The sequence below is a fragment of the Sphingomonas trueperi genome (genome assembly GCF_011927635.1).
Lineage (GTDB): Bacteria > Pseudomonadota > Alphaproteobacteria > Sphingomonadales > Sphingomonadaceae > Sphingomonas > Sphingomonas trueperi.
Window position 1 is genome coordinate 21155 of sequence record NZ_JAATJB010000025.1, and the last position, 13870, is coordinate 35024.

Annotated in this window: 14 protein-coding genes; 6 read left to right on the forward strand and 8 right to left on the reverse strand. The window is 64.7% G+C overall.

From position 1 onward, the window contains the following. Positions 1 to 255: 255 nt before the first annotated feature. Together groES and groL are read left to right on the forward strand one after the other, a co-directional pair. Entirely contained in the window at positions 256 to 561 is a 306-nt protein-coding gene (gene groES / locus GGR89_RS21265) for a co-chaperone GroES (protein WP_007406608.1), read from the forward strand. 48 nt (positions 562 to 609) lie between these two features. Next, positions 610 to 2229, forward strand: coding sequence for a chaperonin GroEL (groL, locus tag GGR89_RS21270; RefSeq protein WP_066516333.1), 1620 nt, complete (start codon positions 610 to 612; stop codon positions 2227 to 2229). 48 nt (positions 2230 to 2277) lie between these two features. On the opposite strand, the gene GGR89_RS21275 is transcribed toward groL, so the two are convergent. Both GGR89_RS21275 and GGR89_RS21280 read right to left on the reverse strand, forming a co-directional pair. Continuing rightward, complete coding sequence (locus tag GGR89_RS21275; protein WP_066667019.1) at positions 2278 to 4263, reverse strand: PAS domain-containing sensor histidine kinase; 1986 nt, start codon at positions 4261 to 4263, stop codon at positions 2278 to 2280. Then, complete coding sequence (locus GGR89_RS21280; protein WP_082731047.1) at positions 4263 to 5744, reverse strand: ATPase domain-containing protein; 1482 nt, start codon at positions 5742 to 5744, stop codon at positions 4263 to 4265. Before GGR89_RS21280 ends, GGR89_RS21275 begins: the two co-directional genes overlap by 1 nt. Before the next feature lie 484 nt (positions 5745 to 6228). On the opposite strand from GGR89_RS21280, the gene GGR89_RS21285 reads away from it, so the two are divergent. The 3 genes from GGR89_RS21285 to GGR89_RS21295 all read left to right on the forward strand — a co-directional run bounded on the left by GGR89_RS21285 (position 6229) and on the right by GGR89_RS21295 (position 7581). Next, on the forward strand, positions 6229 to 6453 hold the full coding sequence (locus GGR89_RS21285; protein ID WP_231728691.1) for a type II toxin-antitoxin system ParD family antitoxin: 225 nt from the start codon (positions 6229 to 6231) through the stop codon (positions 6451 to 6453). Next, positions 6450 to 6794 (forward strand): type II toxin-antitoxin system RelE/ParE family toxin, encoded by a 345-nt coding sequence (locus tag GGR89_RS21290; protein ID WP_030541395.1) that lies wholly within the window; start codon positions 6450 to 6452, stop codon positions 6792 to 6794. The genes GGR89_RS21285 and GGR89_RS21290 overlap by 4 nt, the downstream gene beginning before the upstream one ends. Positions 6795 to 6921: 127 nt before the next feature. Continuing rightward, complete coding sequence (locus GGR89_RS21295) at positions 6922 to 7581, forward strand: hypothetical protein (RefSeq protein WP_082731042.1); 660 nt, start codon at positions 6922 to 6924, stop codon at positions 7579 to 7581. A 26-nt stretch (positions 7582 to 7607) separates the two neighbouring features. On the opposite strand, the gene GGR89_RS21300 is transcribed toward GGR89_RS21295, so the two are convergent. Beyond that, positions 7608 to 7856, reverse strand: a complete 249-nt coding sequence (locus GGR89_RS21300; RefSeq protein WP_096362243.1) for a putative quinol monooxygenase — start codon at positions 7854 to 7856, stop codon at positions 7608 to 7610. A gap of 71 nt (positions 7857 to 7927) precedes the next feature. Here GGR89_RS21300 and GGR89_RS21305 point away from each other — a divergent pair, with 71 nt between their 5' ends. Beyond that, complete coding sequence (locus tag GGR89_RS21305; RefSeq protein ID WP_066667023.1) at positions 7928 to 8131, forward strand: hypothetical protein; 204 nt, start codon at positions 7928 to 7930, stop codon at positions 8129 to 8131. 9 nt (positions 8132 to 8140) lie between these two features. Here GGR89_RS21305 and GGR89_RS21310 read toward each other — a convergent pair whose 3' ends face one another. The 5 genes from GGR89_RS21310 to GGR89_RS21330 form a co-directional block, all read right to left on the reverse strand. Beyond that, positions 8141 to 10939, reverse strand: coding sequence for a conjugal transfer protein TraG N-terminal domain-containing protein (locus tag GGR89_RS21310; protein WP_066667025.1), 2799 nt, complete (start codon positions 10937 to 10939; stop codon positions 8141 to 8143). 23 nt (positions 10940 to 10962) lie between these two features. Beyond that, on the reverse strand, positions 10963 to 12363 hold the full coding sequence (locus tag GGR89_RS21315; RefSeq protein WP_066519584.1) for a conjugal transfer protein TraH: 1401 nt from the start codon (positions 12361 to 12363) through the stop codon (positions 10963 to 10965). Between the two features lie 65 nt (positions 12364 to 12428). Further along, the gene (locus tag GGR89_RS21320) at positions 12429 to 13253 is read right to left on the reverse strand and encodes a conjugal transfer protein TraF (protein ID WP_066519496.1); all 825 of its coding nucleotides are present in this window, start codon (positions 13251 to 13253) and stop codon (positions 12429 to 12431) included. A gap of 2 nt (positions 13254 to 13255) precedes the next feature. Next, the gene (locus tag GGR89_RS21325) at positions 13256 to 13492 is read right to left on the reverse strand and encodes a hypothetical protein (RefSeq protein WP_066519497.1); all 237 of its coding nucleotides are present in this window, start codon (positions 13490 to 13492) and stop codon (positions 13256 to 13258) included. After that, positions 13473 to 13870, reverse strand: a 398-nt coding sequence (locus tag GGR89_RS21330) for a hypothetical protein (protein WP_245201754.1), incomplete at its 5' end; no start/stop codon positions are given. The genes GGR89_RS21325 and GGR89_RS21330, both read right to left, overlap by 20 nt.

Here is a 13870-nt window from a genome sequence, read left to right on the forward strand (position 1 = left end):
CTCTTGGGCAGTCCCGTAGCGAATCAACCGCAATCGCCCGCTGATCTACATCACCTCGTCGCCGCGACTCTCGAGGCAGTGTCCGCTCGTGCGCTGCGCGACCGCGCATGCGCATTGGCACTCACATGGGTGAAGCGCCAGGAAAGTGCGGCAGATCTCTTGATGGTCGAAAATCGTCTTCCTAGCTCTGCCGAAACCGACCGTTCCCCGCGAACGGGAGGGTCATCACATCATGATCTGCTTTGGAGGTAATGCATGCATTTCCGTCCCCTGCACGACCGTGTCGCCGTGCGTCGCATCGAAGCCGAGGAAAAGACGGCCGGCGGCATCATCATCCCGGATACTGCCAAGGAGAAGCCACAGGAGGGCGAGGTCGTCGCCGTCGGCCCCGGCGCCCGCGACGAGACCGGCAAGCTGGTCGAGCTGTCCGTTAAGGCCGGCGATCGCGTCCTCTTCGGCAAATGGTCCGGCAGCGAGGTCAAGATCGACGGCGAGGAACTGCTCATCATGAAGGAGAGCGACATCCTCGGGATCGTAGAAACCGAAGCGTCGTCGAAATAGGGCGGCGCACCCACAGAAATCCACGCGAACATAGGAGGAAACGATACAATGGCTGCAAAGGAAGTCCGTTTCTCGACCGACGCGCGTGACCGCATGCTGCGGGGCGTGGACACGCTCGCAGACGCGGTCAAGGTGACCCTCGGACCGAAGGGCCGCAACGTCGTGATCGACAAGAGCTTCGGCGCGCCGCGAATCACCAAGGACGGTGTCACGGTCGCGAAGGAGATCGAACTGAAGGACAAGTTCGAGAACATGGGCGCGCAACTGATCCGAGAGGTCGCGTCCAAGACCAATGATCTCGCCGGCGACGGGACCACGACCGCGACCGTCCTCGCCCAGGCGATCGTCCGCGAGGGCGCCAAGTCGGTCGCCGCCGGCATGAACCCGATGGACCTGAAGCGGGGCATCGATCTCGCCGTCGGAGCCGTGGTCGACGATCTCAAGGCGCATGCGCGCAGGATCAGCGCGAACAGCGAAATCGCCCAGGTCGCCACGATCTCCGCGAACGGCGACACCGAGGTCGGCCAGATCCTTGCCGAGGCGATGGAAAAGGTCGGCAACGAAGGTGTCATCACCGTCGAGGAGGCAAAGAGCCTCGCGACCGAACTCGAAGTCGTGGAGGGCATGCAGTTCGACCGCGGTTATCTCTCGCCCTATTTCATCACCAACCCCGAGAAGCTGCGGGTCGAGCTGGAAGATCCGTACATCCTGATCCACGAGAAGAAGCTCTCGAACCTGCAGGCGCTGGTGCCCCTGCTCGAAAAGGTGATCCAGTCGGGCCGCCCGCTGCTGATCATCGCAGAGGACGTCGAGGGTGACGCCCTGGCTACCCTGGTCGTCAACAAGCTGCGCGGCGGCCTCCAGGTCGCGGCCGTCAAGGCGCCGGGCTTTGGCGATCGGCGCAAGGCGATGCTCGAGGACATCGCCGTCCTCACCGGCGGCAATGTCGTCAGCGAGGACCTCGGCATCAAGCTCGAGAACGTCACCGTCAACATGCTCGGTCGCGCCAAGAAGGTGGTGATCGACAAGGACGACACGACGATCATCGATGGCGCCGGCCAGAAGTCGGACATCGACGGCCGCGCCGCGCAGATCCGCCAGCAGATCGAGACGACCACCTCCGACTATGATCGCGAGAAGCTGCAGGAGCGGCTCGCCAAGCTCGCCGGCGGCGTCGCCGTGATCCGTGTCGGCGGCGCCACCGAGGTCGAGGTGAAGGAGAAGAAGGACCGGGTGGACGATGCGTTCCACGCCACGCGCGCTGCGGTCGAGGAGGGTATCCTGCCCGGGGGCGGCATCCCGCTGCTCCGCGCGGTCAAGGCGCTGGAAAGCCTCTCCGCGGCCAACGACGACCAGAAGGCCGGCATCGAGATCGTCCGCCGGGCCTTGAAGGCGCCGGCGCGCCAGATCGTCGACAATGCCGGCGAGGACGGCGCCTACGTGGTCGGGAAGCTCGGCGAGGGATCGGACTACAACTGGGGCTTCAACGCTGCCACCGGTGAGTATGAAGATCTCGTCCGGGCCGGCGTGATCGACCCGGCCAAGGTCGTGCGCACCGCGCTTCAGGATGCGGCGTCGGTTGCAGGGTTGCTCATCACAACCGAGGCGCTGATCGCGGAGCTGCCGAAGGACGAAAAGCCGGCGCCGGTTCCCGCGATGGACTATTAAAGGATTGGGGGCCGCAAGGCCCCCATCCGAACACTGAGTGCATTTCTCCTAGGCGGAGTCACCGGTCGCGCTCGCCGCCGCCCGGATCTCGGCCAGTTTGGCGGCCAGTTCGTCCTGTCGAAAGGGCTTCATGAGGCGCGGAAAGTCCGGAGTGATCTCGCTGCTCTCGGCATAGCCCGAGACGATCAGGACGGGCGTGCGCGCCCGCAGCGCGCGGCCGAGGGCCGCGCCCGACATCCCTGTCATCAGATGATCGGTGACCACGACGCTCGGGTTCATGCCGCTGTTCACCAGCTCCAGCGCGTCCTCCGCCGATTTCGCCTCGGTCACCTCATAGCCGATCGCGGAGAGCATCTGACTGACGCTCGAACGGACGAGATCGTCATCGTCGACAAGAAGGGCGGTTCCCTCCTGGGGCAGCGTTCCCTCGACCTTTGGCGCCGCGCGCTGCGGGGTCTCCGTCGACACGGGAAGGAGGATGTCCACCCGGGTCCCAGCATCGGGAACGGTCGTGATCGTGAGGGTTCCGCCGAGTTGCCGCGCCAGGCCATGCGCCATCGAAAGGCCAAGCCCTGTTCCCTTGCCCAGCCCCTTGGTCGAGAAGAACGGCTCGACGGCTCGCCTGGCTGTCTCCTCATCCATACCGATCCCGGTATCCGCGACCGCGAGGCTGATATAGCTGCCTGGGCTCAGGCCCTCGTCATTTTCCGCGCTGAAATGCCGCTCGGATGCCGAGATGCGGAGCGTGCCCCCTTCGGGCATCGCGTCCCTCGCATTCACGCAAAGGTTGAGGAGCGCCATTTCGACCTGGTTGTGATCGGCGCGCGCGGCAGGCAGCCCTTCCGGCACCTCGATCAACAAGCTGATCTTCGGCCCGATCGTCGATCCGACCAGCTCGACCATGCCGCGCACCAGCGTGCCGATATCGATCGCGCGGAGCTGCAACGGCTGCTGCCGCGCGAAGGCCAGCAGCCGCTGCACGAGCGCCCTCGCCCGCTCGGCCGACTGTATGGCACCCTCGATGAGGCGGCGCTGGCGCTCCGTCCCAAGTCCGCTGCGGCTCAGGATGTCCAGCCCGCCCACGATCGGCGTCAGGAGGTTGTTGAAGTCGTGCGCGACGCCGCCGGTAAGCTGACCCATCGCCTCGAGCTTCTGCGCCTGACGGAGCGCCTCCTCGGCCCGCTTGCGGTCGGTGATGTCGAGCGCTTCCACGATGAGTGCCAGCGTATCGCCTTGCGGACCACGCATCGGCCGCATGCCCACGTCGAATGAGCGCGGGCCGATCGGAAGATGGATGGTCAATTCTTTTTGCAAGGTCACGCCCGCTGCGACCCGCAGCACACCAGCCTTCACGGCGTTGTGAAGGTCGGGCGAATGCGCGAACCACGGAGTCTCCCATAGGGGCTTGCCGACCACATCCTCGAGCCGCGCCTCGATCCCCGCCAACGCAGTGGCGTTCGCGTCCAGGACGGTCCCGTCGAGATCAATGAGCAGCTGATATTGGTTGTTGGTCTGGAAGATCGCCCGCATCCGCGCTTCGCCCAACGTTAGCTCGGCGGTTCGCTCCTCGACCTTGCGCTCAAGGGAGCCGGTGAGGCTACGCAGCTCCTCGAGGCGCGCGCGTGCCTCATATTGCCGGCGGCGGGCGCGCAGCGCCGCGCGCGCCAGGCTCATGAGGGTAGTCGGATGGAAGGGGCGTTCGAGGAAGCTGACGTTCCCGAGCCGCTCCAGCAAGCGGGCAGCCTCGGGGTTGCGTTCGAGCCCGCTGCCCTGGTGCACGAGCAGCACGAACGGAAAGTCGGACCATTCTGGCTGGTCCGCGATCCATGCTTGCAGCGAGCCGGTGTCGGCACCGATCAGCGCCTCCGAGGTAACGACCGCGAGCCCTGCGCCTGCCCGGATCTCCTCGACCAGCCGTTCGACCGAGGGGCATTCGAGCGCGGTGATGCCGGCGTTCGCCAGAACGGTTGCGGCGACGTCTGCATCCCGGCCGAAGGGCGCGAGTATCAGCGCGCGCTCCGAAAGTTCGGGCATCAATGGCGTTCTTCGATCAGCTCAGGTGCATCCCCGAAGAGGCTGCGCACGCCGCGCGCCATTCCCTGGAACGAGACCAGCGCTTCGCCGATCCGGACCCCGTCGGCGCCAATGCTATATTCGCGGATGGTGTCTTCATGCGCACCGGTTCGCTTTTTCACGACCGAGATCGCCCGGCGGAGACGGCCGCGCGTCTCGAAGTAGCGCAGCAGGATCACCGTGTCGGCGAGATAGGTGACATCGACGGGGGTTCGCGTATCGCCGACCAGCCCGTGCTGCGCGATGGTCACGAACGTCGTTGCGCCCTGGCGGTTCAGATACTGCAGCAGCTCGTGCATGTGCAGCACCAGGGCGTTCTCGCCCGGCATCGCGGCCTGGTAACCATTAAGGCTATCCACCACCACCGTCCTCGCGCCATTCTCCTCGACGCATTTCCGGACCCGCGCTGAAAGCTCTCCGGGGGTGAGCTCGGCGGCGTCGATCTGCTCGACCTGCAAGGCACCGGCGTCCATCATCGCGATGATGTCGATTCCGAGCCCTCTTGCGCGTTCGGCAAGGAGCCCGACCTCCTCGTCGAACACGAACAACGCCGCCTTCTCTCCTTTCTTCACGGCCGCGGCGACGAACGTCAGCACGAGAAGAGACTTCCCCGTTCCTGCAGGGCCCAGGATCAGCACGCTCGATCCACGCTCCAGACCACCCCCCGTCAGCGCGTCCAGTTCGGTGATCTCGGTCGTGACCTTGTCGCGCTCGAAGCTGGACCGGTGCTCGGCCGAGATCAGGCGCGGAAATACGCGGGCGCCGCCTCGTTCGATGACGAAGTCGTGATAGCCGCCGCGAAAGCCTCGCCCGCGATATTTGGCGACCCTGATCCGCCGGCGCTCCGGACCGTATTCTCTTGCGAGCTCCTCCAGGCAGACCACACCATGCGCGACGCTGTGAACGGTCTTGTCTTCGGTCTCCGTCGTCATGTCGTCGAGCATCAGCACGATCGTGCCCTGGCCCGCGAAATAGTGCTTTAACGCGAGGACCTGTCGCCGGTAGCGGAGCGAGCTCTGCGACAGCAGTCTTATTTCCGAGAGGCTGTCAAGGACCAGCCGGTCGGGCTTCGATCGCGTGAAGGCTTCGAATATTCTCCGGGTCGTCTCCACCAGCTCGAGGTCCGACGAGTAGAGCAAGCTCTGCTGCTGCTTCTCGTCAACGAGGCTATCGGGGGAGATCAACTCGACGATCTCGACGCCGTCGAGCGCCCACCCGTGCGCTGCGGCGGCGGCGCGCAGCTCTTCCTCGCTTTCGGAGAGCGTCAGATACAGCACCTTCTCTCCGTTCCGGGCCCCTTCGAGCAGGAACTGCATCGCGACCGTGGTCTTGCCCGTTCCCGGCAGGCCCTCGAGGAGAAAGACTCTGCCGCGGCTCAACCCTCCACCGAGGATGTCATCAAGGCCCGGCACTCCCGTTCCAGCAGGCTCTTCGCTATTCACCGTACAACTTGCCCCCTTCGAGCACGGGTTCCCCCGACCGTTCTGCGCGCCCCGCGCCGCCTGACGACGTATCGCGGGGCAGGAGCGACCCTCGTTGAACATGCCGACAAAGCACCCAGCGAAGCCTGGATTGCTGCCCCACGGCGCCCCGCCAGAAAGGGTGCCGGATCAGAGATGTAATCGTCCCTGAGCTATATCAGTCTGTCATGCAGGTGCCGGTCAGCCGCTACCCGACTCGAGGAGCCTGGCGAGCTTTACCCGCCCGCCTGTTCCCCACTGAGCCGATCACCTCCCCCACAGTTTCTCGCCGCGAAGACAACCGCTCGTGGCACTTTACCCCGCCGGTAAAGTGCCACAGCTGTTCATTCCCTCCCGAGCCTCGCCGGATCGGCAAAGCTTCGGACTAGTCGTCAGAAGGCGCAGGACGGGCGGCTCCCCTTGCCAAATTTTGCCAAACCCCTTAACTATCGCGGCCATGAGCACGATGAACATCTCGCTGCCCGATACGCTGAAGGCTTTCGTGGACGAGCAGGTTGCCGGCCGCGGCTACGGCACGAGCAGCGAGTATGTCCGCGAGCTCATCCGCAAGGACCAGGACCGCCAGAGATTGCGCCGGCTGCTGCTCGACGGCGCTGAATCCGCCCCGGGCGCCCCAGCAGACGACACCTATTTCGAAGGACTGCGCGTGCGGGCTCGCCGCACGGCATGACCATGAAGCGGGTCGTGCCCCGCGACCAGGCCCATCGCGACGTCGAGAACGCCATCGACCACTATGCTCACGAGGCTGGGCCGGACATCGCGCTCGGCTTCGTGACCTCGCTAGAAGCAGCCTACCGCGCGATCGCAGAGCAACCGGGCATCGGCTCTCCGCGTTACGCGCACGAGCTTATGTTGCCGGGTCTGCGACATCGTCGTCTCGCTCGCTTTCCGTGGCTCGTCTTCTACGTCGAACGCGACGATCACATCGACATATGGCGCGTGCTCGACGCACGACGCGATATTCCGACGTGGCTCGACGACCCCGACAGCCATGAGCCCACATCGCGCTGAGGTCCGGGCGCCCAAACGTTTGGCGGCTGTGCCGGCTTGCGAGCCAGGCACGCGACACCTCGATAAAATGGACGCGCCACAACAAGAGGGATTCACATGAGAATCGAGATGTGCTTGATTCGTTCTCATGTTCCAACCGGACTTCTTCGCCGCCGAAGGCAATGCGGAACGAGCAGCGCCGCAGGCCGCACCTGCGTTGGACCTGCCGGGCCTTCTGGATCGCTTGACGTCAGTCTGCGAGCGGCCCCGCTATAGCTTCATGGTACTCAATCTGATTGCACAGGCGAGCGCCCAAAGTGGTTCGGCCGGCCCTTACGTCCGTGAAGGTGACCGCCTAGTGCCGGTGCGGGACTGGCTATGCGATGCCCTGGTGCCCGTGGCCCGGCGCGACCCCCGTCGCCTTGCGATCGCCGACAAGGTTCGAGCGGAACTCGAGCAGCGCAATGAGCTTCCCGCCGACGCGGCGGTCGCCGCACGGCTGATCACAGCCGAAGTCCAAAAGCGGATCCGTCTCTCCGGACGCACGAACGTGAGCCGCGCGGTCTCGGAGCTCGTCAAGGCCGGCCTCATGCAGCGTCACTATCAGGGCTACCGCGTCGATCATCATAATCGCGGTGCCCAGCGCCAGGCCGTCTACACGATCACTGACGAGGTGCGGCGCGCGCTCTATCCTGGTCATGAGTTTGCAAGGAATGACCGGCGGCCGGCTGACGGCAACGGTGAGCACCGTCGCTCCTCCCACGCTGCACAGGCCCAATCCGCTACAAAGACTCGAGCTCCGCGCTGATCCTCCTTCGCTGACGGCGCTCGAACTCAGGCCGGGCGGAACGGTTGCAGGAGCCTGATCCCGTCCTCGATCGAGCCTTCCATCAGCTCCAGGAGCTGCGGCACCAGTTCCTGCATGCGTGGCGCGTGGAGATGGGCATCGAGCGCTTCCCGGCCGATCCAGCGCTCGTAGAAGACGAAGGTGCCGGGCTGCCCGTCCACCTCGTGCGGTTCGTAATCGATGCAGCCTGCATCGTGGCGGGACGGCGTAACCGCGCGGGTGAGGAACGCCTTCATCTCGGCTTCGCGTCTCCATTGCTTGTGATCGAACCTCGAACCTTGTATGTTGGGTAGGTTCGGAGGTTCTCATGCTGACGCTCGATACAGCGACATTCGCGGCGACCAAGGACAATCCTGGCGGTCCGATAATGCTTCTCGTAGACGACGGCGTCGAACCCCACGGCCCAGTCACTGATACCGAAGGCAATGTTAGCAAGGCAGGCGCAGCTGCCTACCTGCTGGCGTATGCTCTTCTAGCTGGCTTCGTCGGCTACTTGTTTGTCGCAATCTAGAGTACACGATTACTCACGCAGCTTCGGGTCGTTGAAGAAGCCGCGGTTGTGATCGCGGTGAACCTCCTGCTGTACGTCAACCGATCCCTGCGCGGCGTTAGTCCGAGCAGCCCGCGCCGCGCCACGATCGCTCTCAAGCCGGTCCGCGCCGGCCTCGATGATTGACTGTGCGGTCCGAGGGTCGCCGCCGGCAGGGCCAGACGGAATGCCAGATGTGCCCTGTGGGCGATACGAGCCCGCGACGTCCGCCGCGCTATCGATGCTCGGCCTGCTTACCTCAACGAGGTCGGGCTCTTGAAGCTTGCCGGCAATCTCCTCGCGAATGTCGTCCTGCTTCTCGCGCATCCAGCGAGTGACCATCTCCTGCCGAACGGCGCGCTGGTGGTCGCTGAGATCGGTCGCCCACAGCTCCGGAGCATCCAGACCCGGGTTTGAAGCCTGTTGCGCCCGGTACCACTGCGCTAGATCCTGGCTCATGTTCTCGCTTAGCTGCATGCCGTGCGTTTCGGCGTAGCTGGCGTCGCGGGAGAGCTGCTGCGACAATTCTTCGAGCTGCCGAGCCGTCTCCGTATACGACCGCGCGCGCGCCAGCGCCTGCTCGTGAGTGAGTGACGAACTGGACGTAGTCGACGCGCGGCTGAACACGCCCGAGCGGTCATAGGTGCCATCTGACGACGTTGCGCCTGTGCCATTAGCGTGCTCGTCCCGCACCCCACTGCTAGCAGAGCTAGAGCTGTCCGAAGATCTCGTGTCTGATGTACCATGGCGCAGGAAGTCATTCTGCTGGCCCTGTGCCGAAACGCTGCCGCCCACACCTGGGAGGCGGGACGACGCTTTGCCAGTTCCGCTCTGACCTCCGCCGCCCAGACCCGCTGACAACGATCCCGTCACCTGGTTGAGGGTGCCTGCCGATCGGTCGTGGCCATTTGTTACCGTCAGACTCTGCCCCGTTGACGACCGATCCTCCAACCCTTGCGAGCTGCTGCCGGTCGTTCGATCGAACTGCTCAACAGAGGTGTTCGACGACCGACCGCTGCTCGAATCCCAGCCTGACGAGCGCTCGCTGGACGTCCCGTGCGCACTCCGGTCGGTCTTGGTCCAGGTGAGCATCTCCTGAGCCGCGTTGTCGTAGGCTTGCGATTGACGGTGCGCCTCGGTCGCCATCTCCCGCCATTCCGCCACGGTGCCGGTGGTCACGGTTGGGGTGAATGAGAGCCGCGAGATCGCGCCACCGGTGTCGAACACTTCCTGGCCATTGCCGAAACCGCTGATCACAGCGCCGTTGTCCTGGCGCCAGCCGACGCTCGCCGCGCCACCCATGAAGCTCGGCGCCGTCTGCCACTGGTCGGCTTGCCGCATGTTCGAGGTCGAGTTCGCCCAACTTACATTTCCGTAGGAGTAGTTGCCGGTGGTCTGCTCCAGCGCAGCAGCTTCCGCGGCATTCTGCGCCGGCGCCAGCATCGACGTCGCCTGTCCCGCGATCGACATCGCGCCCCGTGCAAGCCCGCCCGCCAAAAACGGGATGCTCATCAGCATGAAGCCGGCGATCGTCGCCGTTTCGCCGTTCACCGCGCCGATGCCGGCATAGCTTCCGAGCGACATCCCTCCTGCAGCGACGCCGTTCGAGGCTGCCTCGGCCCGGGTCATGCAGATCATGTGGAGGATCACGTAGAGCGGTCCCCAGGCCGCCAGATAGAAGAACCCCATCGCGTAGCCCTTCAACGAACTCAGCCCGGTCTGGGGGAGCAGGAAGAGCGGGAAGATCACAGGGAACATCGCGAAGAAGACGACGGTCAGGACAATGTTCAGGATCGGCACCCACGCCATCGCCTGCTGCGCGATCGAATTGTAGGTGTTGCGGGCCTGAATGTCCGCGCGGGTCTGCGCGAAGGTGTCGATCGACGCCGCCCCGCTCCCGCCGGACATCGAGTTTCGCGCCTGCATGAAGGCGTTGATGGCGGTGTTCTGCCTCATGACGCCGGTGAAGTCGTCACCCGAGCCTGTAAAGGCCGCATTCACGATCGGGACGTCGTGCTTGAGCTTCGCCGCGGCGACAGCATTGCTGAGCTTGGGATAGACCTCCTTCGCCCAAGGCTCCGCGTTCGCCTCGATCATGCTCGCCCATTGGCCGTTCAGCGTGTCATAGGCCTGTCGGCACGTGACAATGAAGTTCTGGACCGAGCCGTCGCCTTGCCGCTCCAGCCACTCCTGCGACCGCGCTTCCGAGCCCGGCCCGATCGCCGCCCATAGGTCCGGCGCTTTCGCCAAGTTGGTGAGCGACTTCTGGTAGAGCATCACATCGCCGAAGAGGCAGTTTTTGAAGTGGTTCTCGAGGTTGGTCGAGAATTCCGCGTCACGGATAGTGAAATTGCGGGTCGCGTCGAATAGCCGGGCGCCGTACACCATGCCGTTCGTAGTGTAGTTGAGCTCTCCGGGCATGACGAAGACGGTCTCGGCCGTCCGGGTGAGCCAGTCGCCAATCTGGGTGGTGAAGCTCGCGAGGACCCCCAGGCCGAGAGGTACATTCGCCACCGTCGCGGGCGAGAGGCTTGGATTGAGGCGGTCGGTCACCTTCACGTCGATCGTCGGGACCATGAGGCACAGGTAAATGCCCGTCGCTTGAAGGAACCAGTTCAACCACGCGCGGAAGTTGAGGGTGAAGGCCACGACGAGCAGCGAATAGATCAGCCCCATCACCATCACGACCCGCAGGAGAGAGCGATAGCCCCCTCCCCCCGCCCACGCGGCGACCGCGTTGAAGGTATTGACGAGATACTCGCCCCCGCCGACGGTGTAGACCTCGAGCACGCCGCTACCTCTCTGTTGCGCGCCTAGAGCAAGCCCTGCGCGTTCAATCCTCGCGAGAAGTTGAGCGCTGAGGACATGCCGGGCGTCATGGTGTTCTGCAGCGTCGATTCGAGCATGATGCTCCGGTTGATGATCTGCATCGTCACCTGGAGCTTGTTGCTGAGCTTCACGTCCCGCTGCGCGAACTTGGCGCGGGTCGCCGCGATCTGCTGGCGCCACTGCGAGGCCGTCTCCTGATCCGCGGTCTGGTAGAAGACCTTCGCCTGCTCCACCCTGTCGAGCATGTTGTCGAGCATGGCGTTCAGCAGATCGACCGCGACGATCTCGGAGAGCGTCTGAATTTCGCCGTCGGTGAGCGCGTAGTGGGCGTAGGCCTGAACCGCGAGGATCTTGTAGATCGGAACAGTCGCCATGTTCAGCAGCTGCTTCTCGGCTGCGTCGAGCGCGCTGTCGCTGCGAATCTTGGAGCTCATGCTCTTGATCATCGTCGCGATCCGGGGCCGCAGCGCGCTTGACGCAGGCACGCTGAGCGTCTGGTCCGAGACATCAGTGCACGGGTCGTTGTTGCACTTCAGGATTTTCACTGCCGGCGCGTTCGCGGTGCCGTCGAGCAATGCCGTCACGACCGCCTCCTCGGCCGGTCCGTAGATCACCACCTTCGGGCCATGCTCGCTGCCTGTCGGCGGGGTCGTGACGATCGTCCCAACCAGCGTCATCACATATTCGGAGAAGGCCTGGTCGAACGCTCCGAACTTCGACGACTTCTTCAGCGCCTCCCACGTATAATTGTGCGGGTCGCCGATGATCTGCTCCTTCATCGCCGGATCGGTGTTGCCAGCGAGCGTCGCGTCCCTCTGGCCCCCGTTGTTGCAGCCTTGGCGGGACGCGGCCCAGTCCGAGAAGACGCCTTGGCTGTTGCCGACAGCCTCGCAGATGGTCGATCGGGTGGTTTCCATCTGTGGCCAGATCCCGCCCACCAGCGCCTGCGCGGTCTCGCAGCTTGAGATGTTCATCTGGTTGAGGAGCTGAGCTTTTTGGCTGAACTCGTCCATGACCTTGCCGATCTCGGGTGAGACGCTGTCGATCGCCAGCTTGAAGGCGAAGCCCAGCGCGTTGTTCGCCGTCGCCTTCAGCATCGCGACGATCTCGCTCGCGTTGATGAAGCTGAAGGAGCCGGAGAACAGGTCGATACCCCCGCATCCGGCCCGCGCGCTTGGGAGCTGCAGATTGAACGGCGACACGCTCTTCTGCGGGAAGCGCGTCCAGACGTTGCCGAGCGAGTAATAGCCAGCCGACTGCCCCTGGAACGCTGTTGGCCCGGTGACGTTCGCCGCGCCGCCGGCGTCGTTGAAGAACCCGTTCATCTCCGAGGCGACGTCGGCCCGTGCGACACCGATGAGCGCGAAGTGCGAGGCGGCGACCATGGTCAGGGCGGCGCCGGCCCGGTGAGCCAGCCTTCTCAGCCGGCCCTTCTGCCGTTGAATGGACATCAGTAGTCGCTCCCGACCTTGGTGTTGGTGAGCATGAAGATGCGATCCATGATCTCATCGGCACTGAGGATGCCGTAGCCGACGGGGATGGTGCGCTTCGTCGCGGTGTCGAACAGGACGAGCGCCGGCGTCTCGTTGCCGGGTATCCCCATCCGCGCGCGCTGGCCGGAGTCGACCACATAGTTGGGGAAGTCGCGGCTCGGCCCGCCGTCCATCGAGACGGCCATCACCGCCATGCGGTGACCGTCCGCGACCGATCGCAGGATCGGCGAGAAGACCTCGCACGCGCCGCAGCTCTGCGCGTAGAAGTAGAACAGACCGTAGCGCTGACCGAGGTTGGTCAGGACCTGGTCGCGGTCGGCCTTCCGGTTGTCGAGCCACGCGCGTTTGGCCACCGTGTTGACCGGCCGCTGCAGCGTGTAGTCGATGTCCGGGTTCTGCCAGAGGGCGCGCTGCCAGGTGTCCGAGAAGGTCGACGCGCGGTCCAGCTGCTCGCGCTGGAAACGGACATAGGCAATGACATTCTCCTCCGATGGATCGAGGATCGCCCGTGCCTTCAGCTCATCCAGCTCCCGCGTGATGGCGGCTAGGCGCTCCGCCGCGCTCCGCTCGGGCGTCTGTGGCTGCGCCTTCGCGGTCTCGGGCGGTTTCGGCTTGGTGCAGTAGAACCATTGCCCGAGCCTGCGCTCGCCGCAGTAGAAATCGTCGCCGCGGTCGGACGCCTCGACGCTGTCGTCCCGGCGCTCGGCGTCCTGCGCCCGCAGCGGCGCTGCCAGGGGCGCGACCGCCAGCAGGAGCATCGCCAGCTTCGCGACTTTCGACATGCTTATCGTCCTTCCTTCTGATCGGCCGCACCGTCCAGGGATGGCGCGGGGTGGTTGAGCGATGCGGTGGGCGGCGCCTTCCACAGCGCGAGGTCGAGGCAGCAGTCGAAGGCGGGGGTGATGGTTGCGTGACGGCTGCACGGCGACGCGGGCGCGGACATAGGCGCTGCAGGCGCTAGCTGGCCGGCGCCGGCGAGCAGCACCGCCAGGATCGCTGGCTCAAAGATCGCGAATGCCATGGTCCAGTTCTCCTTTCGACAAGCGCAGCACGGACATCATCAGGGCGACATCGATCAGCCGCGTCCCGTGATCGAGCATCCGCACCATGCCGCTCATCAGCGGTCGCGCCGCACGACGGCCTTCCTCGGTTGCGCAAAGGCCATGGCCTTTTTCCGCGACCCATCGATTGGCCAGCATGTGCTCGATCGGCGCGGCTGCGGCCGGCGGGTCGACCACGCATTCGAACCAGCCGCCGATCACCTTGCAGATGTCCTCGACGCGCCGCGGCTGCCCGGCGCGATATGGTCTGCCTTGGAAAAACTGGTCCAATTCTGAAGAGAGCCCTGCGGGGCGTGAGAATTGGAGATTGGTATGGGACGTCAGCGGTTTACGCCGGA